Raw genomic sequence first — 24,076 nt, 5'->3', positions numbered from 1 at the left:
GTGCCTTTGCCGTTGGAGAAAGGTGTATTAGAGTTACGGCAGAAGATAATTGATCGATCCTCGCCTACACTCCGGAATTCCAGTCATGAATAAGACCGCCGCCTCCGACGAGATTGCCATCTTCGTGCGCGTTGTGGAGCGCGGCGGCTTCGCGGCCGCGGCGGAGGAAACCGGGCTCACCCCGTCGGGCGTCTCCAAGGCGGTGACGCGGCTCGAGGACCGGCTGGGGGTGAAGCTGCTGCAGCGCACGACCCGGCGGCTGATGCTGACGGCGGAAGGCGAGACGCTGCTCTCCCGCGGCCGCGAGATCCTCGCCGCCATCGAGGCGACGGAGGCCGAGGTGATGGCGGCGCGGGGCAAGCCGCGCGGCCTGATCAGGGTCAACACGGGAACCGCCTACGCCAAGCACCGTCTGGCGCCGGTGCTGCCCGAGTTCAGGGAGCGCTATCCCGAAATCGAGCTGATGGTCTCGGTCGCCGACCGGCGGATCGACGTGATCGGCGACCAGGTGGACGTGGCGGTCCGGACCGGGCCGCTCGCCGATTCGAGCCTGGTGGCGCGGCGGCTGGGCGAGGCCCGGCGGGTGATCGCGGCGAGCCCCGCCTATCTCGCCCGCCACGGCGCGCCGACACAGGCCTCCGACCTTGCCGGCCACACCTGCCTGCAGATCGCCGGCCTCGCCCGGCTGTCGGAATGGCCGCTCCTGGTCGACGGCAAGGTGACGCAGGTCCAGGTCCGGCCGGCGGTGTCCTGCGACAATGCCGACATCCTGGCGGAAATGGCACTGGCGGGCCTCGGCATCGTCCGGCTAGCGAGCTTCGTCATCGAGGACGCCATCGCCGACGGAAGGCTGGTGCCGCTCCTGGAGGAGTGCCACATCTCCGAACCCGTGCCGATCACCGCGCTGATGCCGCCCGGCCGCCAGCACCTGCCGCGGGTCAGGGCCTTTGTCGACTTCCTGGTCGAGAAGGCGCCGCCCCGCCGGCAGCCGGACAAATGAGACGTCCGGCGAAGGGATCCGCCGCGAAGCTTACCGCCCGAACTCGCGAATGACCTTGAGGAACGCGTCGCCATAGCGCTCCAGCTTGGACTGGCCGACGCCGGAGATGGACAGCAGCGCCTCGCGGTCCATGGGCCGCTCGGTGGCGAAGGCCACCAGCGTGGTGTCGGGGAACACCACATAGGGCGGCACCGAGAGTTCCTTGGCGATCGCCATCCTTGCTGCGCGCAGCGCCTCGAACAGTTCGCCATCGGCCGGCTCCAGCGCGGATTTGGCGCTCGATGCGCCCGATGACTGGCGGCGTGACCCTTTCGCTGCCGCCGGGCGGTCCTTGCGGAAGCGGACCTCGCGCTCGTGCTTGAACACCGCGCGGGCCTCGTCCGGCACGAGCTTCAGCGCGCCGAAGGCCTCGTGGTCGACGCTGACCAGGCCCGCCGCCAGCAACTGGCGGTAGACCGACTGCCAGGTCTTGGCCGGGATGTCCCTGCCTGCGCCGAAGACCGGCATCTCGGTGTGGCCGAATCGCGCGGTCTTGTCGTTCTCATTGCCCATCAGCACGTCGATCAGGTGGCCGGCGCCGAAGCGCTCGCCGGTGCGGTAGATCGCGGCCAGCGCCTTGATGGCGGCGTCGGTCCCGTCCCAGGTCTCGACAGGCTTCAGGCAGGTGTCGCAATTGCCGCAATTGCCTTTGTGCGCCTCGCCGAAATGGGCGAGGATCGCCTGCCTGCGGCAGCCGGCGCTTTCGCAGATGCCGAGCAGCGCGTTGAGCTTGGCGCGCTCGACGCGCTTGACGTCTTCCGTCGAGGTGCCGCCGTCGATCATCCGGCCGCGCTGAATCACGTCGGCCATGCCATAGGTCATCCAGGCGTCCGACGGCAGGCCGTCACGGCCGGCGCGGCCGGTTTCCTGGTAATAGGCCTCGACTGAGCCCGGCAGATCGAGATGGGCGACATAGCGGACATTGGGCTTGTCGATGCCCATGCCGAAGGCGACGGTGGCGACCAGGCACAGGTCCTCCTCCTTAAGGAAGGCGTCCTGGTTCATCTCGCGGTCGGCGCGCTCCATGCCGGCATGATAGGCCTTGGCCCTTATCCCCTGCTTGTTGAGCCACTCGGCGGTGTCCTCGACCTTGGCGCGCGACAGGCAGTAGACGATGCCGCTCGAGCCCTTGTGGCGGGCGAGAAAGCGCAGCAGTTGCTGGCGCGGCTGGTCGCGCTCGACGATCTCGTAGGCGATGTTGGGCCGGTCGAACGAGGTGGTGAAGACCTCGGCCGTGCGAAGGCCCAATTTGTCGATGATGTCCTCGCGGGTGTGCGGGTCCGCGGTCGCCGTCAGCGCGATGCGCGGCACGCCGGGATAGGCCTCGCCCAGATGGCCGAGCTCGCGGTATTCGGGGCGGAAATCATGCCCCCATTGCGAGACGCAATGGGCTTCGTCGATGGCAAACAGCGCGATCTTCGCGTTACCGATCATGTCCTTGAAGCCCTGCGTGACGATGCGCTCGGGCGTGACATAGAGAAGGTCGAGCTCGCCGCGGGCGATGGCCGAGCGGACATCCATGAATTCCTCGCGGCTGAGCGAGGAATTGAGGGCCGCGGCGCGCACGCCTAGTTGCTTGAGCGCCTCCACCTGGTCGCGCATCAGCGCGATCAGCGGCGAGACGACGATTCCCACGCCCGGGCGGCAGAGCGCCGGGATCTGGAAGCAGAGCGACTTTCCGGCGCCGGTCGGAAACAGCACCACCGCATCGCCGCCCGACACCACCCGGTCCACCACCTCCGCCTGGCGGCCGCGGAACGCCGGATAGCCGTAGACGCGCTTGAGCACGGCGAGCGGATCCGCGGCGGCGGGGCTGTCGAACAGGACGTCGGTCTGGTTTTGGGTCTGCGGCATGGAATCGCTTTCGTGGGAAGAGCCGCACTATGGCACAGATCCGCCGCGCGCCGCGAGGGGCGGAATGGCGCTGGGACCGGCTCAGCCGGCGCGGCTACCGACGAAACTGGCGATTTCTGCGCTCACCTCGTCGTCATGGCCGAGCCAGAGATGCCCGCCCGACGGGTAGACCACGAGCTTGGCGTCCGGGATCCTTGCGGCGATGACGCGCGCGGTCCCCGCGGTGCCGAAGCGGTCGTCCTCGGCCGAGAGGATCAGTGTCGGGGCCTTGATCCGCGCCAGATCGATGTCCGCGGGACTGCCCGCCATCCGGCCGTCCTGGATCATGCCCTGCCTGCGCGGGCGGATCGGCATCAGCGCGTCGAGCACCAGCCGCGCCCGTTCCCGCTCGGACGCGGAGACCGAGTCGAGCAGCGCCGGATCGGTGGCGAGCAGCGTCCCCATCACCTGGTCCGGCGCCAGCCGGCTCGCGGCCCAGAACCAGGCGTCCGAGGACAGCAGCCGGCCCACCAGCGCCTGCTGGAGCGGGGTGAAGTCGACGGGATCGCGGTTTCTGAGGTTCATGGCCGGGACCAGCAGGATGAGATGCGAGCACCGGTCCGGATGGCGCAGGGCGAACTGCGCCGCCGGCAACGCGCCCGCCGATCCGCCGGCCACCGGGATCCTCTCGATGCGCAGATGATCGAGCAGGGAGGCAAAGGCATCCGCCTGGTTCTCGGGCGACGGATCGGCGGGAAAGGCACTGCGGAGATAGCCGAACCGGGACGGCGCGATCACCTGGCGCCCGCGCAGGATCAGCCCCCCGGCGAACAGCAGGCCCTGGTCGAAGCCGCCTCCGGTGCCATGGACCATCATCAGCGGATCGCCGCGCCCTTCGACGGCGTATTCGAGATCGCCGAACCGCGTGGCGACCAGGCTCGATCTCCGCGCAAGCCGCAGATGCGCCGCGCTGACCGCCTCCCTGTAGGCCCCCGCCGCATAGCCGCCGCCAAAGGCCGCAGCGCAGGCGGCCGCGGCTCCCCCGAGAAGACTGCGCCGGGACAAGGACATCACCGATCCCTCCAAGACGTGCCAGACTGCCCGCAGCCTAGCCTGAATCGGACTTCCGGCGTTGATCCGCATCAACCGCCGCCACAGGCGGGAGGAAACCGGGTATCCGCGCCAGGCCTTGCGTGTCGATATCGGTGGATGAAGCGTGAGGGATGTCCGCCGGGCCGGACAGAGAAAGACTGGTCGGAGTGAGAGGATTCGAACCTCCGACCCCGTCGTCCCGAACGACGTGCGCTACCAGGCTGCGCTACACTCCGTGACCAGTTTGCGGCTGGCCGTGACCAGCGGCTGGCTTATAGACCGGCGCAATCGTCGCCACAAGCCCCTAATGCATCTCAGGTTCAAATGGATGTGTGGAAATGTCACGGCGCGGGGGACTGCAGAGCGCGGTGGAGCGTCCGGTCGGCGGCGGCGTGCGGCCCGGTCAGCGCTCGTCGCCAGACCCGTCGCCCGCGGAGGGCGGCTGCTTTCCCGCGCCGCCCTCATCCGGGGGTGCGGTGCCGACCTGGCCCGAGAGGAAGAAGCCCCAGCCCGTGTAGGCGGTGAGGGCCAGGAAGAACAACGTCCAGCCTTGCGAGCCGCCGAGATATTCCACGACCGTCCAGCCCGCCACCACGCAGAAGATCACGATCCGGCGGACGAGAGAGTTGAAGAACGGATGGCTGAAATCGGCCAAGGCCCATCGCATGGAGTCACCTCTTGTTCATGACGCGGCAGTTGCCCACCCTGGCCCTCCGCGTCCCGGCCGGTCAAGCGCGGACTGGCATTTCGTGCGGATTTGCGGCAGGGATGGGGCCGGTCGGACCAAGGAGACTTTGATGAGCACAGACGCCAATCTCGACGGGCTGGAGGTGGGCTATGACGTGCCCGCCCTGCCCGGCATGGAGGAGCAGGAGATCCAGACGCCGTGCCTGATCCTCGATCTGGATGCGCTCGAGCGCAACATCGTCAAGATGGGCGCCGAGGCCAAAGCCATGGGCGTGGCGCTGCGGGTGCACGGCAAGATGCACAAATCGGTCGACGTGGCCAGGCTGCAGCAGAGGCTCGGCGGCGCCGTCGGGGTCTGCTGCCAGAAGGTCTCGGAGGCGGAGGCCTTCGTGCGCGGCGGGATTTCCGACGTGCTGATCTCCAACCAGGTGCGCGATCCGCTGAAGATCGACCGGCTGGCGCGGCTGCCCGCGCGGGGCGCGCGGATCGGCTGCTGCGTCGATGACATCGACAATGTGGCGGAGCTCTCGGCGGCGGCGGTCCGGCATGGCGCGACGATCTTCTGCCTGGTCGAGCTCGACTGCGGCGCGAAGCGGTGCGGGGTGAGCACGGCCCGCGAGGCGGTGGCACTGGCCAAGGCGATCGGCGCCGCGCCGGGTCTCGAATTCGCGGGCATCCAGGCCTATCAGGGCGCGATGCAGCATCTGGAGCGCCACCAGGACCGCAAGGCCAAGTTCGAGGCAGCACTTGCGATCGTCACGGAAACGGTGGCGGCGCTCGCGGCGGAGGGCCTCGCCTGCGGCACGGTGACCGGCGGCGGCACCGGCTCCTACCGCCTCGAAGGCATGTCGGGCGTCTACACCGAGCTGCAATGCGGCTCCTACGCCTTCATGGACGCCGATTACGGCCGGGTGCTCGACGAGGACGGCCGGCGTCTCGACGCGGCCCAGTTCGAAAACGCGCTGTTCCTCCTCACCTCGGTGATGAGCCACGTCAAGCCCGGCAGGGCGATCTGCGACGCGGGCCTGAAGGTGCAGTCGGTCGACAGCGGCCTGCCGTCAGTCTTCGGCAGGGACGACATCGCCTACACCGAATGTTCCGACGAGCACGGCACGCTCGCCGATCCCCAAGGCGTGCTCAGGATCAACGACAAGCTGCGGCTGGTGCCAGGCCATTGCGACCCGACCTGCAACCTGCACGACTGGTATGTCGGCGTGCGCAACGGCCGGGTCGAATGCCTCTGGTCGGTCTCGGCGCGCGGCAAGGCCTATTGAGCCCCTGCCCGCGCGTGTCAGCATGGCGCAAGCTTGGTCTGGCAGGCTGGCTCACCACAGCCGCGCTTGAAAGCTCCTTATGGTCCACCTGACAATCTGCATTCCGACGCGCAATCGTCAGGCCTATTGCATGGAGACGCTGACAGCGCTGGCGGAGGCGGACGGGGCGGATTTCGAGGTGCTGGTCGGCGACAATTCCGACGATCCGGCGCCGCTGGCGGAGTTTTTCCGCACCATCCTCAAGGACAGCCGGTTCCGGCTGATCCCGCCCGGTCCGGCGGTACTGCCGATGGTGGGCAACTGGGAGCGGCTGATCGAGCAGGCGGCGGGGCGGTGGATCTCGGTGATCGGCGACGACGATCACATCGACCCGCGCGTGACCGGACTGATCCGCCGCTGCGAGGTGCTCTACCGCGATGTCGACGCCATCAGTTGGGACCCGATGAGCTTTCACTGGCCCGACAACCGGCCGGTGCCGACCCTTGCCAGCATTCCGATGACCAGCGCCATTGCGCTGCGCCCGAAGGCGGACCTTGCCGACCGGCTGTTCCGCTGGAGCGAGGGGCGGCGGCGGCCCTCCGTCGGCGTCGGCCTCTATCACGGCGCGGTGCGCGCCTCTCTGATGCAGCGCATCCGCCAGACCTATGGCGGGCGCTTTTTCGAGCATCCGGTGGTGGATTGGGAAAACACCTGCAAGGTGGTGGCCGAGGCCGGCAAGATCGTCCATTGCGAGCGGCCGTTTTCGGTGCTGGGCGCCTGTGCCGCGTCGAACTCGGCCGCCACTCTCTCGACCGAGACGATGAAGACCCGGCTCGACATTTTCGAGCGCGAGAGCGCGGGCTGCATCAGCCTCGACCAGCCGTCCTTCCCGTTCTCGCTGTTCGATCCCGGCGTGTCGCTGTGCCTGTGCATCGCCACGACGATCGCCTGGTTCTGCCAGGCCCATGGCGTCGACCAGACCGGCTTCGGCGTCAATTTCGCCAGGGCCGCCATCGACGAGTGCAGATACTGCGTCACGCCCGAGGAGTATGCGGCCAGGGTCGGCTGTTTCGCGCGCGGGTTCGCGGCCTGGGAAGATGGACGCTGGGCCGGCCATTTCAGGCCGGAGCCGTTCAAGCCGCCCAAGACCGTCAACCGGCTGTCGGGGCTCAGCCATGACACGCTCTACATCCGCGAATCGGGCATCGGCCCGGCGACTCCCGCGGCGTTCTACCGCTTCGGCGAGAACGCCATCCTGCCGGTGGAGGCCGTGGTCACCGGCGCCAAGGTGTTCGCGCCGTGACGCTTCTGTCCATCTGCATCCCGGTGATGGCGCCCGACCCGGACCTCGCTGCAAGCCTGCGGCAGATGCTCGCCCGCGAGCGCGGCGATGTCGAGATCCTGGTGGGCGACTTTACCGGCGGCGCGGTGGCGGAGCTTCTGCAAAGCGAACCCGGATTGGGCGACACGCGGCTGCGGCTGGTTCCGCCCGCGGACGGCCACGAGGCGCTGCCGGATCTCGCCGCCTGCGCCAACCGGATGATTCCCGAGGCGCGCGGGGCGTGGGTCTGCCTGATCGAGGCCCATGACTACGCGGATCCCGAAATCTGCGCAGTGATCGAGGCGGCGACCAAGCGGGTGCCGGACGCCGATGCGCTGTCCTGGGGCCGGGCCCGCCATGTGCCGCCGGCGCTCCGCCAGGGCCGGGACATCGCGATCATTCCGACCGGAAGCCGTCTGCTCGCGCCCGAGCAGGCGGACGCGATGCGCAGCCAGTTCTACTGGGAGGGCGCCTCGGACCGGCCGGACTGTCCGTTCGGGGCCTGGCACGGCGCGGTGCGGCGCGATCTCCTGGAGCGGACCCGCGCGGCCTTTTCCGACGTCTGGTTCGAACAGGCGGCGGCGGACATCGACAGTGCCTGCAAGACGGTGACGCTCGCCCGCCGCCTGGTGTTCTGGGAGCGGCCGCTGTCGGTGCAGGGCGCCGCCCCGGCACCGGCGGCCACGACCGAGAGCGGTTCGCCCTTCGCGGATTTCCCGTTCAAGGCTTCCGCCGGACCCGCTGCCGCGGCGGCGCTGGCGATAGAGGCATTCAAGCGCCGCTACGGCATCGAGCTTTCGGGCTGGGAAGACAATTTCATCCAGGCCTGCGTGAAGGATTGCGAGACGGCGGCAACCGGGGAGCAGTTTCACGCGAAGAAGACCGCCTATGCGGATTCCATCCTCGCCTGGCGCGGCAAGCGGGCGCTGGCGTCCTTCAGGCCCGAATTCCGGCGCAAGCCGAAGATTCCGCGCTTCCAGGGCGTCCGGGACGGGCGGCTCCACTTCGACATGGCGATGGATCACACGCGCACGGCGGCGGAGTTCTACCGGCTGATCGACGCCATGCTGTTTCCGGTCGATCTGCTCGACGACAAGCTCGCCTGAGCCGGCCCGCGAAGCCGCGGCCGGGCGGCTTGCAGGGCTTTATTATTTTATATTTGCGATCTTACATATAAGCGCCTATATAGGCCGCAACCGGACCCCATGCGACTGATCTCGCGCAAAGACACTGCGCGCAAAACCGATCAGACTAGCCGCGGGTCCCCATAAACGTTGCAGCGAGGCGCCACATGAAAACTCTCAGCTTTGCCCTTCTGGTCTTTGCCTCTTCAAGCATGGTCCAGGCCGAAACCCTTACCCTTCAACCCACCGCCATCACCGAATGGAAAGCCGTGCAGGCGCGCGTCGAATCGCGCGACGTGGTGCCGGCGCGCGCGCGCATCGGCGGGGTGATCGAGGAACTGACCATCAGCGAGGGCGACCTGGTGACGGCGGGACAGCAGCTCGGTCTCGTCAGGGACGACAAGATCGCCTTCCAGATCGCCGCCCAGGACGCCCAGCTTGCGGCCTATGCGGCGCAACTCGCGACCGCGGAGGCCGAACTGCAGCGCGGCGAGACGCTGGTGAGCCAGGGCGTGGTGACGCGGCAACGGCTGGCGCAACTGTCCACCGATGTGGAGGTGATCCGCAACCAGATCGCCGCCACCAAGGCCAGCCGCGCCGTGCTGACCCAGCAGGAAACCGAAGGCGCCGTGATCGCGCCCGCCGACGGCCGGGTGCTGACGGTCCCCGCCACCCGCGGCTCGGTGATCATGCCGGGCGAGCCGGTGGCGACCATCGGCTCGGGCGGCTTCTATCTGCGGCTCGCCGTGCCGGAACGCTTCGCGGGCGAGCTCGAGGCCGGCTCCGAAATCCGCATCGCCACCGAAGGCGGGGAAGCGGCGGGACGGCTGGCCAAGCTCTATCCGCAGATCGACAATGGGCGGGTGATCGCCGATGTCGAGGTCGACAAGCTCGACACCGCCTTTGTCAATGCCCGCGTGCTGGTCGAGGTCCCGGTGGGGTCCCGCCCTGCCCTGCTCGCGCCGATGAATGCGATCAGCACCCGCCACGGCATCGATTTCATCCCGGTGGAAAACCATGCGGGCGAAGCAGTGGAGCGGACCGTCATTCTCGGCGCGCCGCAGGCAGGCGAGCATGACGGCATGATCGAGGTCATCAGCGGGCTCAAGGCCGGCGACAAGGTGGTGCTGCCATGAGCGCGACGCCCGGACTGGGAATCGCGGGCAAGCTGACCCGCGCCTTCATCGTCTCGCCGCTGACGCCGCTGTTCCTGCTGGCGGCCTTCGCCTTCGGCCTGGTGGCGCTGATGACGCTGCCGCGCGAGGAAGAGCCGCAGATCTCGGTGCCGATGGTCGACATCCTGCTCTCCGCGCCCGGCCTCAAGGCCGAGGACGCGGTGAAGCTCGTGTCCGAGCCGCTCGAGACCATCGTCAAGAGCATCGACGGGGTCGAGCACGTCTATTCGCAGACATCCGACAACAAGGTGATGGTCACCGCGCGCTTCATCGTCGGCACCGAGACCGATTCGGCCATCCTCAGGGTGCACGACAAGGTCCGCGCCAATATCGACCGCATCCCGGTCGGCATCGCCGAGCCGATGATCGTCGGGCGCGGCATCGACGATGTCGCCATCGTCTCGCTGACGCTGACGCCGTCCGCGGAAGCCGGCGACGCCGTCACCGCCACCGAACTCACGCGCATCGCCCGGGAACTCAGGACGGAACTGTCCAAGATCGACGATGTCGGGCTCACCTATCTCGTCGGCGACACCGACGAGATCATCCGCATCGCTCCCGATCCCAAGCGGCTGGCGCTCAACGGCGTGACGCTGCAGCAGCTCGCGGGCAAGGTGTCGGGCGCAAACCAGGCCTTCCCCGCCGGCCAGGTGATGGTCGACGGCCAGTCGGCGGACCTGATGGTGGGCGAGACGCTCTACGCGCCGGCCGAGATCGGCAACCTGCTGGTCACCACCCGCGACGGCAGGCCCGTCTATGTGCGCGACCTGGCGGACGTCTCCTTCGCCGCCGATTCGACCGCGCGGATCGTCGCCACGGTCACGCGCGCCGAAGACGGCGGCGTCGAGCGCAAGCCCGCCGTCACGCTCGCCATCGCCAAGCGCGCCGGCGCCAATGCGGTGCTGGTGGCCGAGCAGATCCTCGAACGCACCGAGGCGCTCGAAGGCTCGTTGATCCCGCATTCGATGGCGGTCGAGGTGACCCGCGACTATGGCGAGACCGCCAACGAGAAGGCCAACGAGCTCCTGTACCATCTGGGTCTCGCCACGGTCTCGATCATCCTGCTCGTCTGGCTGGCGATCGGCTGGCGCGAGGCGCTGGTGGTGGCGATCGTCATCCCGGTGACGATCCTGCTCACGCTGTTCGCCTCCCGCGTGATGGGTTACACGCTCAACCGCGTGTCGCTGTTCGCGCTGATCTTCTCGATCGGCATCCTGGTCGACGACGCCATCGTGGTGATCGAGAACATCGCCCGCCACTGGGGCATGGGCGACGGCCGCGACCGCAAGCAGGCGGCGATCGAGGCGGTGGCCGAAGTCGGCAACCCGACCATCGTCGCCACGCTGACCGTGGTCGCGGCGCTGCTGCCGATGCTGTTCGTCTCGGGCATGATGGGGCCCTATATGAGCCCGATCCCGGCCAATGCTTCCGCCGCGATGGTGTTCTCGTTCTTCGTCGCCGTCATGGTCACGCCCTGGCTGATGCTCAAGATCGCCGGCCGCGCGCCGATGCATCACGGCCACGCCGGCGCAGACGGCCACGGCCCCTCGGCCGGCGGCGCGCTCGGCCGGCTCTACCGCGCGGTGGCGCGGCCGATCCTGTCCAGCAAGGCGAGCGCCTGGGTCTTCCTGCTGGTGGTGGGCGTACTGACGCTCGGCTCGCTGTCGCTGTTCTACACCAAGCATGTGACCGTCAAGCTGCTGCCGTTCGACAACAAGAGCGAACTCTCGGTGGTGATCGACATGCCCGAGGGCACTTCCGTGGAGGCCACCGACGCCGTGGCGCAGGCGGTGGCGCGCGAGGTGCTCAAGCTCGACGAGGTGAAATCGACGCAGACCCATGCCGGCACCGCGGCGCCGTTCAACTTCAACGGCCTGGTGCGGCACTCCTTCCTGCGCTCGGAGGCGCAGATGGGCGATGTCGCGCTCAACCTCACCCCCAAGGGCGAGCGCGACCGGTCGAGCCACGAGATCGCGCTCGACATCCGCGCCCGGATCGCCGCCATTCCGCTGCCCGAAGGCGCGAGCCTGAAGGTGGTCGAGCCGCCGCCGGGCCCGCCGGTGATGGCGACGCTGCTGGCCGAGATCTACGGTCCCGACGCCGAAACGCGCCGCGCCGTGGCCCGACGCGTCGAAGAGGCGTTCCGCTCGGCCTCCTTCATCGTCGACATCGACAATTCCTGGGGCCAGCCGGCCGAGCGGGCCCGGGTGAAGATCTCCACCGACGAGCTGGAATTCTTCAAGGTCCAGGAACAGGACGTGTTCGACACCATCGGCATCCTCAACACCGGCAAGACGGTGGGCTATTCCCACCGCGGCGGCGGACGGGCGCCGATCACCATCAGGCTCGAGCGCCCGCGCGCCGAACGCCTGGTCGACGAGGATTTCCTGACCACGCCGATCCCGGCCAATGTGCTGCCGGGCGACCGCAGCGTGGTGGAGCTCGGCGACGTGGTCGAGGTCTCCCGCGAGACCTCGTCCTTCCCGGTGTTCCGCCACAACGGCCGCGCCGCGGAAATGGTGATGGCAGAGCTCGCCGGCGACTACGAGGCGCCGCTCTACGGCATGCTGGCGGTGCAGGAGGCGCTCGACGCGATGGACTGGACCGGGCTCGAGAAGCCGGTGATCGCGCTGCACGGCCAGCCGGCCGACGAGCAGGCCTCGACGCTGCTGTGGGACGGCGAATGGGAAGTCACCTGGGTCACCTTCCGCGACATGGGCGGCGCCTTCGGCGTGGCGCTCCTGGGGATCTACATCCTGGTGGTGGCGCAGTTCGGCTCGTTCAAGGCGCCGCTGGTCATCCTCACGCCGGTGCCGCTCACCTTCATCGGCATCCTGATCGGCCATTGGCTGTTCGGCGCGCCGTTCTCGGCCACCTCGATGATCGGCTTCATCGCGCTGGCGGGCATCATCGTGCGCAACTCGATCCTGCTCGTCGATTTCATCCGCCATGCCTATGTGCCGGGCACGCCGCTGACGCCGGTGCTGATCGAGGCGGGCGCGATCCGCTTCAAGCCGATCATCCTGACGGCGCTCGCCGCCATGATCGGCGCGGCGGTGATCCTGACCGACCCGATCTTCCAGGGCCTGGCGATCTCGCTGCTGTTCGGTCTCGCCTCGTCGACGGCGCTCACGGTCCTGGTGATCCCGGCGATCTACCGGGTGCTCCGGACCTGAGGCGGATCTTCCCGGCCCTTATCTGACCCTGCTTTCGCCCGTTTCGTGGCGCAATTCCGGACGCAAAACCGCTCCGCACTTTTGCTGGAATTGCTCTACTTCGACGGGCGAAACGCTTTCAGGATCTCGTCATGGGTCTCGATGCGGCCCGCGCCGATGAGGTCGAGACAGAAGGGGATCGCCGGAAACACCGCCGTCAGGCAGACGGCGATCGAGCCGGGCTTGCCCGGCAGGTTGACGATCAGCGTCTTGCCCCTTGTGCCGGCGGTCTGTCGCGACAGGATGGCGGTCGGCACCTGTTCGAGGCTCACCTTGCGCATCAGCTCGCCGAAGCCCGGCAGTTCCTTCTCCATCACCATCTTCATCGCCTCGGGCGTGAGGTCTCTCGGCGAGGGGCCGGTGCCGCCGGTGGTGAGAACCAGGTCGACACCGTCGACGTCACACAACCGCATCAGCGTGTCGCGCACGCTCTCGATCCCGTCGGGAATGACATGGATGACGATCTCGACCGGGCTCGAGACCACCCGCTCGAGCCAGGCCTTCACCGCCGGCCCGCCCAGATCCTCGTACTCGCCGCGGCTGGCGCGGTCGGACACGGTGAGAACGGCAATGCGAACGGTCATGGCAGGCTCCGGAGGCTGGGAAAGGATGTCCCCTGTCCTAGCAAGCGCGTCACCCCCCGGCAACCGGCGCGGCGGCTGGCCCCCGCCGCGGGTCCCGGCCCCGGGAATTGCTCACGATCATGTCGGCCGCCTTCTCGGCGATCATCACCGTGGGCGCATTGGTGTTGCCGCCGATCAGCGTCGGCATCACCGAGGCGTCGACCACGCGCAGGCCCTCGACCCCGTGAACCCTGAGTTCGGGATCGGTCACCGCCATCGGGTCGCGGCCCATGCGGCAGGTGCCGACCGGATGGTAGATAGTGTCGGCGCGGGCGCGGATATGGCCCATCAGCTCGTCGTCGTCCATGCCGTCGCGGGTGTAGACCTCGCTCAGGCGGTACTTGCTGAGCGACGGCGCATCCATGATCGCCCGCGTGATGCGGGCGCCCTTGAGCATCAGCGCCGCATCGCGCGGGTCGGAGAGATATTTCGGGTCGATCCGCGGCGCGCGCAGCGGATCGGGCCCGTCGAGCCCGACCTCGCCGCGGGAATGGGGCCGGAGCGCGCAGACATGGCAGGAATAGCCGTAGCCCAAGTGCAGCCTGCGGGAATGGTCGTCGACCAGCGCCGCCACGAAATGCAGTTGCAGGTCGGGCCGGTCGAGGCCCGGGTCGGACTTGACGAAGGCGCCGGCCTCCGCGCCGGGCGAAGCCACCAGGCCGGATCCGTCGCGGCGCCAGTCGAGGATGTGGCGGACGAGCTTGGCGGCGCCGGCCAGGCCCAGCCCCAGCCCGTCGGTGTCGCGGGTCTTGGCGGCATAGATGTAATCGAGATGGTCCTGTAGGTTCTGGCCGACGCCGGGCAGATCCTTGCGCACCTCGACGCCGCGCGAGCGCAGGTGCTCGCCCGGCCCGATGCCCGAGAGCATCAGCAGTTGCGGCGAATTGAACGCGCCGCCCGAGAGGATCACTTCGGCACGGGCGCGGACCTCATGGTCGCTGCCGCCCTGCCGGTAGCGCACGCCGGTGGCGCGAAGGCCGTCCATCAGCACGCGGGTCACGTGGGCGCCGGTGATCACGCGAAGGTTGGGCCGGGTCATCACCGGATGAAGATAGGCGGCGGCGACCGAGCAGCGCTCGCCTTGCCGGCCGTCGCGCCAGAACTGGGTGACCTGGTAGAGCCCGGCGCCTTCCTGCTCCGGGCCGTTGAAATCGTCGTTGCGGCGGATCTGCACCTCGGCGGCCGCGTCGATGAAGGCGCGGCTGATCGCCCGCGGGCTGCGCTGCTCGGCCACTTCCAGGGGTCCGGATGCGCCGTGAAACGCATCGGCGCCGCGGACATTGCGCTCGGAGCGGCGGAACACCGGCAGCACGTCGGACCATCCCCAGCCCTCGCACCCTGCCCTCGCCCAGTCGTCGTAGTCGGACGGATGGCCGCGGACATAGAGCATGGCGTTGATGGCGCTGGAGCCGCCCAGCACGCGGCCGCGCGGCTGGTAGCCGCGCCGGCCGTTGAGGCCCGGCTGCGGCACGGTTTCGAACGCCCAGTTGTTGATCTTCGGCCTTCCGGGCAGCATGACGATGATGCCGAGCGGCGCGCGCACCAGTAGGCCCTTGCCGTCGCAGCCGGCCTCGAGCAGGCACACCTTCACCGAAGGATCCTCGCTCAGCCGCGCGGCAAGCACCGACCCGGCGGAGCCGCCGCCGACGATGACATAATCGAACTCCATCCCCGCCTCCTCCCAAAGGCACTCCCGGAGACGAGCCTAGACCAGAAGCGGCGGGTTGAAAACAGGAATTGACGTTGAAGAGGTCTGCGTAAGATGGCGACCAGGGACCGGGCGCCTAGAAGCCGGCCCGGTCCGACAGGCGCGTGATCTCGGGAATGACGACATGCCGGTTGTTGGTGATGCGGATGACGCCGTCCGCCCGCAGCTTGGTGAACTGGCGGCTGACGGTCTCCATGGTGAGACCGAGAAAATCGGCAATGTCCATGCGGCTCATCGGCAGCTCGAACTCGGCCGTATCGGTCTCGTTCTCCGGAAAGGCATGGGTGGCGATCAGCAGCAGGTAGCTCGCCACCTTCTCGCCCGCCGTCTTGCGACCGAGGGTAAGCATCCAGTTGCGCGCCTCATCGAGCTCGTCGAGCGTCTGCTCGAGCAGCTTGTGTTCGAGCTCCGGCATCTCGCCGATCATCCGTTCGATGACGGTCTTGGGGAAGGAGCAGACCTTGACCTCGGTCGCCGCCTCGGCGGTCACCCCGTTTTCCTTGCGGAACGGCCGGCCGAGAAAATCCGGCGCGAACTGGAGCCCGACGATCTGCTGGCGGCCGTCGGCCATCATCTTCGACAGCTTGACCACGCCGGAAATGATGTTGGAGTAATTCTTGATCTGGGTGCTCTCGCCGATCAGCTCCGTCCCCGGCTCGACCGCGCGGCGACTCGAGTGCTTGCTCAGTTGCAGCAACTGGTCGCTCGTCAACGCGCCGCACACGCCGCGGTGGCGGCTTTCGCAAGCCTGGCAAAGCACAGGCGTATCCGAATTGTGGACGTCTTTGCGTTTGATATCCATGACGCTCCTAACTCGACGCTGCTCCCGATAGAGCCTATACTACTGCACGGCAGAAAGATGCAAAAGATGCAAGATATTGCAGTCTTTGATGGAACACCCGTGCGGGGGCGGCCGCGCCGCACCGATTTAAGCCATCCCCGTCCCCTCCGATTGACCGGAATCAAGGACTTTGACGCCCGGAGAGCTAAGGTCGCCCCCATGAGATCCGACCTGACCGCCCCCTCGCTGCCGATCTTCGCCGTCACCGGCCTGACCAAGGTCTATAGCACCGGGGACGTGGAGGTGCGCGCGCTCAATGGCGTCGATTTGACGCTGGAGGCGGGCGAGATGGCGGTGATGCTGGGCCCGTCGGGCAGCGGCAAGTCCACCCTGCTCAACATCATCGGCGGCCTCGACCGGCCGACCACGGGCTCTGTCATGTTCAAGGGCGAGGAGCTGTCGGGGGCGGGCGACCGGCAGCTCACCGCCTATCGCCGCGACCATGTCGGCTTCGTCTTCCAGTTCTACAATCTCATCCCCAGCCTCACCGCCTGGGAGAACGTGGCGCTGATCACCGAGGTCGCCGCCAATCCGATGCAACCGGGCGATGCGCTGGCGCTGGTGGGGCTCGAAGGCCGCATGAACCACTTTCCGGCGCAGCTTTCGGGCGGCGAGCAGCAGCGGGTGGCGATTGCCCGGGCGATCGCCAAGCGGCCCGACGTGCTGTTGTGCGACGAACCCACCGGCGCGCTCGATTCGGCCACCGGCATCATCGTGCTCGAAGCGCTGGCGCGCGTGAACGAGGAAACCGGCGCCACCACCGCGATCATCACCCACAATGCCGGAATCCGGAAAATCGCCCACCGGGTGTTCTCGTTTCTCGACGGACGGATCGCCTCCTGCGAGATCAACGAGACCCGGATCAAGCCGTCGGAGGTGAGCTGGTGACCGGGCTCCGCATGCTCGACCGCAAGCTTGTGCGCGACCTGGCGAGGCTCTGGGCGCAGTCGCTCGCCATTGCGCTGGTGATGGCCTGCGGGGTGATGACACTGATCCTGGCGATGGGCGCGACGCGGGCGCTGGAAGAGACCCGCGCCGCGTTCTACGACCGGACGCGCTTCGCCGACGTGTTCGCCAGCGCCACACGGGCGCCCGAAAGCATCAAGGCCGACATCGCCGCCATCGACGGCGTCTCCTCGGTCGAGACGCGGGTCGTCAACCCGGTCATCATCGAGATCGCCGGCATGGCCGAGCCCGCGACCGGCATGCTGATCTCGATCCCCGACCACGGCGAACCCTCGGTCAACCGGCTGTATCTGAGATCCGGGCGGATGCCCGAACCGGATCGCCCGGACGAGGCGGCGATCATCGAATCCTTCGCCGAGGCGCACGGGTTCCAGCCGGGCGACAGCTTCGCCGTGCTGATCAACGGACGCAAACGCGAGCTGTCGATCACCGGGATCACCCTGTCTCCCGAATATGTCTACGCCATCGGGCCCGGCGACATGGTGCCCGACCAGAAGCGGTTCGGCGTCATCTACATGCACCGCTCGGTGCTCGAAGGCGCCTATGACATGAAGGGGGCGTTCAACGACATCTCGGTGACGCTGTCGCACACCGCCGACAAGGACGAGGTGATGGCGCGGCTCGACGCCATCCTCAAGCCCCATGGCGGCACCGGCGCCTATGACCGGACCGACCACATGTCGGATGCGTTCCTCGATTCCGAGCTGACCCAGCTCAGGGCCATGGCGCAGGTGATCCCGCCGATCTTCCTGTTCATCTCCGCCTTCCTGGTCAACATGATCCTGTCGCGGCTGATCGCGCTCGAGCGCGAGCAGATCGGCCTGTTGAAGGCGGTGGGCTACTCCAACAGCCGCATCGCCTGGCATTACGCCAAGCTCACGCTGCTGATTTCCGTGGTCGGCGTGGTGATCGGCGCCATCGCCGGAACGCGGCTGGGGCACGGCATGGCGTCCCTCTACGGCGAATTCTACTCGTTCCCGTTCCTGGTGTTCTCGCAAAGGCCGGATCTCTACGTGATTTCCACCGGCGTGACCTTCGCCGCGGCGCTTGCTGGGGCCGCCAACGCGATCGCCGGCGCGGTCCGGCTGCCGCCGGCGGTGGCGATGCGGCCGCCGGCGCCGACCCGGTACCGCAGCCTGTTCAGCGGCGGCTCGGGAGGCTTCCGGCTGCCGTTCTCGCAGCTCACCATCATGGCGCTGAGACACCTGGTGCGCTGGCCGCTGCGCACGGCGCTGACGACGCTGGGGACGGCGCTGCCGGTGGCGCTGCTGATCACCTCGCTGTTCGCCTTCGATTCGGTCGACCACATGATCGACACCGTCTGGTTCAGGGCCGACCGCCAGGATGCGACGCTGACCTTTGCCGCCGACCGGCCGGAAGATGCGCTCAGGGCGGTGGCGCGGCTGCCCGGTGTGATCGCCGCCGAGCCGTTCCGTGCGGAAGCCGCCACGCTGCGCAACGGCCACCGCTCGCGCATCATCCAGATCATCGCCTCCGATCCCGACACCGACATCAGCCGGGTGCTCGACCGCGACTTCAAGCCGATCCGGCTGCCTCCTAACGGCATCCTGCTTTCCGAGCGCCTGGCCGAGCATCTCGACCTGAAGACCGGCGACCAGGTCGAGGTCGAACTCAGCGACGGCCAGGGCCGGCGGGTGCTTGTCCCGCTGGTGGGCGTGACCAACAGCTATGTCGGGCTGAATGCGAACATGAGCCGCGAGGCGCTCGACCGGCTGTCGGGCATCGGGCCGCGGCTGTCGGGCGCGCGGGTGATGGTCGACGAAAGCCGCATCCGCGACCTCTATGCCGAGGTCAAGCAGACGCCGGCCATCGCCTCGGTGGCGCTGCAGGGGATTTCCCGGCAGCGGTTCAAGGAGGTGATCGACGAGAACATCGGCATCTCCATCACCATCTACGTGTCGCTGGCGGTGATCATCACCTTCGGCGTGATCTACAATTCGGCCCGCATCCAGTTGTCGGAGAGGGCACGGGAACTGGCGAGCCTGAGGGTCTTCGGCTTCACCAACGCAGAGGTTTCAAGCGTGCTCCTGACCGAGCTCGGCGTCATGGTGGTTCTCGCGCAGCCGCTGGGCTGGCTCGTCGGCCGGGGGCTCGCGGAACTCGTCGCCAAGGGCTTCGAAAGCGACCTGTTCAGGATTCCGCTCATCATCAATCCGCCCACCTACGCGGTGGCGAGCCTGGTCGTCCTCGGGGGCGCCGTGGTGTCGGCGCTGATCGTGCGCCGGCGCATCGACCGGCTCGACCTGATCCGCGTCTTGAAAACGAGGGACTGACCCCATGGCCTCTGTGCTTGTCCGAAGCCTTGCAGGATTGGCGGCCGCCGCCGTGATCGGCGGGGCATTCTATGTCGCCTTCGGCGAGACCCCCGTGCTGGTCGACCTCGCCACCGTGACGACCGCGCCCCTGCAGGTGACGGTCGAGGACGACGGCGTCACCCGCATCCGCAATGTCTACGCGATCTCCTCGCCGATTGCCGGACATCTCGACCGGATCACCTATTCGGTCGGCGACCGGATCGGCGAAGGCGAAAGCATCGCCCGCATCCACCCGCTCGATCCTCCCTTCCTCGACACCCGCACGCGCACCGAGCTGATGGCGTCCATCGACGCGGCGCGCTCGAGCATCGCCGTGGCCGAGGTCGAGCTCACGCGCGCGCGCACCGCGCGGGACCTCGCCAGCGCCAGTCACGCACGGGCGGAAAAACTCGCGGCGACCAACATCGTGCCGGCGAGCGAGCTCGAACGGCTCCTGGGAGAGGTCGAGCTCGCCCAAGCCCAGGTCAAGTCGGCCGAAGCGATGATCGCGCTCCGGCGCGCCGAACTCGCCAGCGCCCAGGCGCGGCTGACGCAGCCCGGGCAGACGCCGATCTCGGTCGCCAACGGCGAATGCTGCATCGACATCGTCTCGCCGATCAATGGCATCATCCTCTCGCTCAACGCCAAGAGCGAACAGCCCGCCACGGTCGGCCAGTTGATCGCCGAGGTCGGGGATCCGGCCGATCTCGAGATCACCGTCGACGTGCTGTCGGCCGATGCGGTGAGGGTGCGGCCGGGTAGCCGGGCGCTGATCACCGGCTGGGGCGGAACCGAGACGCTCGAAGCGACGGTGGAGCGGATCGAGCCCTCGGCCTTCACCAAGGTCTCCGCGCTCGGCATCTCCGAGCAGCGCGTCAACGCCGTCATCGCGCTCGCCGAGCCGCCGCCGGCCGAACTCGGCCACGGCTTCCGGGTGATCGTCAACCTGATCACCTGGTCGTCCGACGGTGTCCTGCAGGTCCCCGTCAGCGCGCTCTACCGCGATGGCGGGGACTGGGCGGTGTTCCGGATGGAGGACGGCAAGGCCCGGGTGACGCGGGTTGAGATCGGCCACATGACCGACCGGCGCGCCGAGATCCTGTCAGGTCTCAAGGACGGCGACCGGGTGATCCTCTATCCGGGCGATTCGCTCGAGGACGGCAGCCTGATCGAGGACCGGGCCGCCGCGGAGTGATCCGCCCGAGCACAAGCCGGCGGTGCCGGCCAGCCTCCTGAGCTTGGCTGTCGCCGCCTCGGCGCTTTCGCCATAGGCGATGGTGCCCTTGAAGACGCCGTCACGGTCGATGAGGAACACGGACGCCGTGTGATCCATGGTGTAGTCGCCATCCCCTGTCGGCACCTTCGTCGCATAGACATGCCAGGCGGCGATCACCCTGGCGATCTCGTCGGGGTCGCCGGTGATGCCGGTGACCCTATCGGAGAAGGCTTCGGCGTAGCCCTTCATGATCTCGGGCGTGTCGCGCTCGGGATCGACCGTGATGAAGAACGCCTGCAGGTCGCGGCCCTCTTCGCCCAGCGCCTCGAACCAGCCCGACATCTCGTAGAGCGTCGTCGGACAGACCTCCGGGCAGCGGGTGAAGCCGAAATAGAGAAGCGTCGGCCGCCCCTCGAAGGCGGCCTGGGTGATCGGCGCGCCGGTGTGGTCGACCAGCGTGAACTCGGTTCCAAGCTCCAGCCCGGCGGTCAGCGAGCTGTCGGTGCCCTGGACCGCGTATTGCCAGCCGAGGAACCCGACCGAAAGCAGGAGCAGGGCGGCAATCGCCGCCCCGATCCAGGCTCCGGATCCGAAGCGATGCTTGACGGAGCCGTCGCCCATGGCTCAGCCGCCGTGCTTCATGGCGCCATGGTCCATCTTCGTGGCGTCCTGCATGGCCTTGATGTCCTCGACCTGGAACTCGAGTTCGATGGCGCCGGCCTTTTCGAAGACGACGGTCGCCTTGCGGGTCTCGCCGGGCTTGAACTGGCTGTCGATGCCGATGAACATGATGTGGAAGCTGCCGGGCTTGAGCACCACTTCGCCGCCGGCCGGGATTTCCAGGCCGTCGGTGAGCTGGCGCATCTTCATCACCTCTCCGTCCATGGCCATTTCATGGATTTCCACCCGTTCGGCGAAAGCGGCCTCGCCCGTGAGCAGGCGGTCGGCCTCGGCTCCGGTGTTGCGGATGGTCATGTAACCGCCGGAGACCGGGGCGTTGGGCGGCGTCGCCCGGGCATAGGGATGCTCGATCTCGAGCGCGCCGAGCTTGAAGTCATGGGCGAAGGCCGAGGCAGAGGAAAGAGCGATGAGGGCGGCGGAGAGAAGAAGGGCGATGCGTGTCATGAGTATTAGCCTTTGATAGAGCGTCCAGGATCGGACGCGGGAGGAGGAGTTGGCGCGTCTCAAGGCGCCGGGGGAGATTTCAGGATCGTGGCTAGACGGGGAACGGGAGCCGACCGCGCGCAGCGGGATGCGGACACCGGTTCACCCCGCGCGCCAGGCACGGCATCCCGCAGGTCAGGCGGGACGATCAGGCTGAAAAGGACGGGGGGCCGCGCGGGGAAGCACCCGGCCGGAGGGCCGGATGGGCAAGCCGGATGTCGCGGGAGACCGCGAGCTCGGCTGCGGCGGACCAGCGGGTGATCACATAGCCGTCACAGGGGGACGGCAGATCGACCGCGGAGACGATGCGGCAGGCTTCGCAATGACTGGCGGAATAATGGCCGGGGTCGTCCTCGCCGGTGAGGCAAAGATCGGGCAGCGTTCCGTCGGGAAGGACGAACGAGGCCATCTCGGCGCTGGCATAGGCGGGCGCCGCATCCGTGAGCGCGAGGGGGCGATGGGCGAAGGCGACAAGCAACAGCGACAGCGCGCAGAGCATGCGCACCAGTCCCGACCTGCTGATCATCCCTCGTGTCCCGATCATGTCCTCAACCTGGGAAAGCGACGCGCCAAGGCGTATACCCTGGTTGCGGCGCCAGCAAGACTTTTGCGGGAGCCTGCGACAAGATGTGCGCCGGGCGGTGTTGCGCGACGCACGGCCGCCGCCGCTCAGAAAATGCCGTTGGCGGCCTGCAGCTCGCGGACATAGGTGACGATCGTGGCGATCTCGGCGTCGCCGATCTGCTCCACGGGCGGCATGTCGCCGAACGGCCAATGGTGCGCGCGCACGCCGTTCCGCGCCGCAAGCTGAAACGAGATGTCGCCGTGATGGCCCGGTTCGTAGATCTTGTGGACCAGCGGCGGAGCGATGCCGTCCTGCCCGGCGGCGTTCACGCCGTGACACTCGGCGCATCTGGCGTCGAACGCGGCCTTCCCCGCCTGCGCCGTCCGGCTCAGCGCCGGAACCGTGACCGACACCAGGGGTGCTCCCGTCGAGGCAGCGGGGTGCTCGGGCGTAGCGCTCATCTTCCAGACCAGCTTCCAGACCAGCCCGCCGCCCAGGACGACGGCTGCGGCAACGAGAACGGACTTCCTATCCACATCGCATCCTTTCGTGACACTCCGGTCCCCTGCGCAGCATAGGGACGCGGCGCCGCAAGGCCAAGGGCGGGGGGCAAGGCAGGGAGGCAAGGCGCTCGGGTCTCGTCCCCTGCCCGCGCCGCCCGCGGTCTCAGCCCCGGCTGGTCAGCACATAGGTCTTGCGCACCCGTTCATGGATGGTCCACTGGCCTTCCCAGCCGAGCGGAAGGATCAGCATGTCGCCCGGGCCGATCCTGCGTTCGTCGCCGCCCGACTTGCCCACGACGGTGGCCGAGCCGCTGATTATATGGCAGATCTCGGAGGATCTGGTGCGGTCGGCGGAGAACCGCCCGGGCGTGCATTCCCACACCCCGACCTTGCTCACGCCGTCCTCCGACGCCCAGAGTTCGCGCGCGGCCTCGACCTGGCCTTCAGTGAAACTGGTCGGCTTGGGCGCGAACGGTCCCAGATCGAGGCTGGAGAGGTCGCCGAAGCTCTTGAGATTGATCATGGCTTTTGTCCTTGGAAGAGAGCGTCCGCTGCAGGCACGGGGCAGGCGTTGACAATGTAGGTTGGCGCGGCTCAGACCCGGAAGCAGTCGTCGGCGATGTCCTTGATCGCTGCAAAGACATGGGGACCGCCGGCGATCACCCTCGCGCCGTGTTCCAGCGAGGTCTCGGGATCGGGCCTCAGAATGACGCCGCCGGCCTCCTCGATCATCAGCAGGCCCGCCACGCAATCCCAACTGTTCATGTGCTCCTCGACATAGCCGATGAGCCGGCCGCCCGCGACATAGGCAAGCATAAGGGCGCCGGAGGCGTTGCGGAAGAACACGCCGCCGCCGCCGACGATGCGGTCGATCAGCTTGACGATGTTCATGCTCGATCCGCGCACCGAGTAACCGGTGCCGATCGATCCCTCGCCGATGCCCGTGGCGTGCGACGCGCGTATGGGCCTGCCGTTGCAGAACGCGCCGCCGCCCTTGACGGCATGGAAAAGCTCGCCCGAGCTCGGCTCGTTGATGACGCCGATCACCGCCTCGCCGTCCTTCGCCACCGCGAGTGCCACGCACCACTGGGGAATGCCGCGGACGAAGTTGGCGGTGCCGTCGATCGGGTCGATGACCCAGTCAAAGCCGCTGGTGCCGGGCGTGCGGCCGAATTCCTCGCCGACGATGCCGTCATCGGGCCAGTGCTCGGCGATGGCCGCGCGCATCAAAGTCTCGGTGTCGCGGTCGGCGTTGGAGACGAGGTCCTGATGGCCCTTGCTCTCGATGACCAGCAGGTCGAAGGCCTTGAAATGGGCGTGTGCGAAATCGCCCGCGCGGCGGGCCAGCTCCATGGCGAATTCAAGTCTGTCAGACACCGTCACATCCACTCCGTCGTATCGAGGATCGCCAAGCCAGTATCAGGTCATCCGCCGCA

General features: G+C 67.9%; 21 protein-coding genes and 1 tRNA gene. 9 read left to right on the top strand and 13 right to left on the bottom strand.

Annotated elements, in window-relative coordinates; translation table 11 throughout:
* Positions 1-85: 85 nt before the first annotated feature.
* Positions 86-1,000 carry a LysR family transcriptional regulator gene (locus tag LL06_RS04980; RefSeq protein WP_035523061.1) on the top strand — a complete coding sequence of 305 codons (915 nt, stop codon included), beginning with the start codon at positions 86-88 and terminating at the stop codon, positions 998-1,000.
* 30 nt (positions 1,001-1,030) lie between these two features.
* Here LL06_RS04980 and recQ read toward each other — a convergent pair whose 3' ends face one another.
* From recQ to LL06_RS27900, 4 genes are all read right to left on the bottom strand, one after another.
* On the bottom strand, positions 1,031-2,893 hold the full coding sequence (gene recQ / locus LL06_RS04975) for a DNA helicase RecQ (RefSeq protein WP_035523059.1): 1,863 nt from the start codon (positions 2,891-2,893) through the stop codon (positions 1,031-1,033).
* An 81-nt stretch (positions 2,894-2,974) separates the two neighbouring features.
* Positions 2,975-3,943 (bottom strand): alpha/beta hydrolase, encoded by a 969-nt coding sequence (locus LL06_RS04970; RefSeq protein WP_052161224.1) that lies wholly within the window; start codon positions 3,941-3,943, stop codon positions 2,975-2,977.
* 180 nt (positions 3,944-4,123) lie between these two features.
* Positions 4,124-4,200: transfer RNA gene (locus LL06_RS04965), tRNA-Pro, on the bottom strand.
* A 167-nt stretch (positions 4,201-4,367) separates the two neighbouring features.
* Positions 4,368-4,631, bottom strand: coding sequence for a hypothetical protein (locus LL06_RS27900; RefSeq protein ID WP_035523054.1), 264 nt, complete (start codon positions 4,629-4,631; stop codon positions 4,368-4,370).
* 130 nt (positions 4,632-4,761) lie between these two features.
* Here LL06_RS27900 and bhcC point away from each other — a divergent pair, with 130 nt between their 5' ends.
* The 5 genes from bhcC (at position 4,762) to LL06_RS04935 (ending at position 12,700) form a co-directional block, all read left to right on the top strand.
* A complete protein-coding gene (gene bhcC / locus LL06_RS04955) occupies positions 4,762-5,925 on the top strand; it encodes a 3-hydroxy-D-aspartate aldolase BhcC (RefSeq protein ID WP_035523051.1) in 1,164 nt (387 codons plus the stop codon).
* Positions 5,926-6,004: 79 nt separating this feature from the next.
* Entirely contained in the window at positions 6,005-7,207 is a 1,203-nt protein-coding gene (locus LL06_RS04950) for a glycosyltransferase family A protein (protein WP_035523048.1), read from the top strand.
* The gene (locus LL06_RS04945; RefSeq protein ID WP_035523045.1) at positions 7,204-8,331 is read left to right on the top strand and encodes a glycosyltransferase; all 1,128 of its coding nucleotides are present in this window, start codon (positions 7,204-7,206) and stop codon (positions 8,329-8,331) included. The genes LL06_RS04950 and LL06_RS04945 overlap by 4 nt, the downstream gene beginning before the upstream one ends.
* A gap of 185 nt (positions 8,332-8,516) precedes the next feature.
* On the top strand, positions 8,517-9,485 hold the full coding sequence (locus tag LL06_RS04940) for an efflux RND transporter periplasmic adaptor subunit (protein ID WP_035523042.1): 969 nt from the start codon (positions 8,517-8,519) through the stop codon (positions 9,483-9,485).
* A complete protein-coding gene (locus LL06_RS04935; protein WP_035523040.1) occupies positions 9,482-12,700 on the top strand; it encodes an efflux RND transporter permease subunit in 3,219 nt (1,072 codons plus the stop codon). The genes LL06_RS04940 and LL06_RS04935 overlap by 4 nt, the downstream gene beginning before the upstream one ends.
* A 95-nt stretch (positions 12,701-12,795) precedes the next feature.
* Here LL06_RS04935 and mog read toward each other — a convergent pair whose 3' ends face one another.
* The 3 genes from mog to LL06_RS04920 all read right to left on the bottom strand — a co-directional run bounded on the left by mog (position 12,796) and on the right by LL06_RS04920 (position 15,872).
* A complete protein-coding gene (gene mog, locus LL06_RS04930) occupies positions 12,796-13,323 on the bottom strand; it encodes a molybdopterin adenylyltransferase (RefSeq protein WP_035523037.1) in 528 nt (175 codons plus the stop codon).
* A gap of 49 nt (positions 13,324-13,372) precedes the next feature.
* A complete protein-coding gene (locus LL06_RS04925; RefSeq protein WP_035523034.1) occupies positions 13,373-15,031 on the bottom strand; it encodes a GMC family oxidoreductase N-terminal domain-containing protein in 1,659 nt (552 codons plus the stop codon).
* Between the two features lie 115 nt (positions 15,032-15,146).
* The gene (locus tag LL06_RS04920) at positions 15,147-15,872 is read right to left on the bottom strand and encodes a Crp/Fnr family transcriptional regulator (RefSeq protein WP_035523032.1); all 726 of its coding nucleotides are present in this window, start codon (positions 15,870-15,872) and stop codon (positions 15,147-15,149) included.
* A 198-nt stretch (positions 15,873-16,070) separates the two neighbouring features.
* Between LL06_RS04920 and LL06_RS04915 the strand changes: the two genes are divergently transcribed.
* Genes LL06_RS04915 through LL06_RS04905 form a run of 3 tightly spaced genes read left to right on the top strand, consistent with a single transcriptional unit; the run spans position 16,071 to position 20,387 of the window.
* Complete coding sequence (locus LL06_RS04915) at positions 16,071-16,799, top strand: ABC transporter ATP-binding protein (RefSeq protein ID WP_152599496.1); 729 nt, start codon at positions 16,071-16,073, stop codon at positions 16,797-16,799.
* A complete protein-coding gene (locus tag LL06_RS04910) occupies positions 16,796-19,171 on the top strand; it encodes an ABC transporter permease (protein ID WP_162835371.1) in 2,376 nt (791 codons plus the stop codon). Before LL06_RS04915 ends, LL06_RS04910 begins: the two co-directional genes overlap by 4 nt.
* A 4-nt stretch (positions 19,172-19,175) precedes the next feature.
* The gene (locus tag LL06_RS04905; protein WP_035523029.1) at positions 19,176-20,387 is read left to right on the top strand and encodes an HlyD family efflux transporter periplasmic adaptor subunit; all 1,212 of its coding nucleotides are present in this window, start codon (positions 19,176-19,178) and stop codon (positions 20,385-20,387) included.
* Here the strand turns inward: LL06_RS04905 and LL06_RS04900 are convergent.
* The 6 genes from LL06_RS04900 to LL06_RS04875 form a co-directional block, all read right to left on the bottom strand.
* Complete coding sequence (locus LL06_RS04900; RefSeq protein WP_081963658.1) at positions 20,295-21,029, bottom strand: SCO family protein; 735 nt, start codon at positions 21,027-21,029, stop codon at positions 20,295-20,297. The genes LL06_RS04905 and LL06_RS04900 overlap by 93 nt on opposite strands.
* A gap of 3 nt (positions 21,030-21,032) precedes the next feature.
* On the bottom strand, positions 21,033-21,533 hold the full coding sequence (locus LL06_RS04895) for a copper chaperone PCu(A)C (protein WP_035523026.1): 501 nt from the start codon (positions 21,531-21,533) through the stop codon (positions 21,033-21,035).
* 187 nt (positions 21,534-21,720) lie between these two features.
* On the bottom strand, positions 21,721-22,098 hold the full coding sequence (locus LL06_RS04890; protein WP_035523023.1) for a hypothetical protein: 378 nt from the start codon (positions 22,096-22,098) through the stop codon (positions 21,721-21,723).
* A 143-nt stretch (positions 22,099-22,241) separates the two neighbouring features.
* The gene (locus LL06_RS04885; RefSeq protein ID WP_035523020.1) at positions 22,242-22,673 is read right to left on the bottom strand and encodes a cytochrome c; all 432 of its coding nucleotides are present in this window, start codon (positions 22,671-22,673) and stop codon (positions 22,242-22,244) included.
* A 130-nt stretch (positions 22,674-22,803) separates the two neighbouring features.
* Positions 22,804-23,163, bottom strand: coding sequence for a cupin domain-containing protein (locus LL06_RS04880; RefSeq protein ID WP_035523017.1), 360 nt, complete (start codon positions 23,161-23,163; stop codon positions 22,804-22,806).
* A gap of 71 nt (positions 23,164-23,234) precedes the next feature.
* Positions 23,235-24,017 (bottom strand): inositol monophosphatase family protein, encoded by a 783-nt coding sequence (locus LL06_RS04875; RefSeq protein WP_280114103.1) that lies wholly within the window; start codon positions 24,015-24,017, stop codon positions 23,235-23,237.
* Positions 24,018-24,076: the final 59 nt, after the last annotated feature.

The organism is Hoeflea sp. BAL378, from assembly GCF_000759435.1.
Classification (GTDB): Bacteria; Pseudomonadota; Alphaproteobacteria; order Rhizobiales; family Rhizobiaceae; genus Hoeflea.
This window is presented reverse-complemented; position numbering and strand designations above follow the sequence as displayed.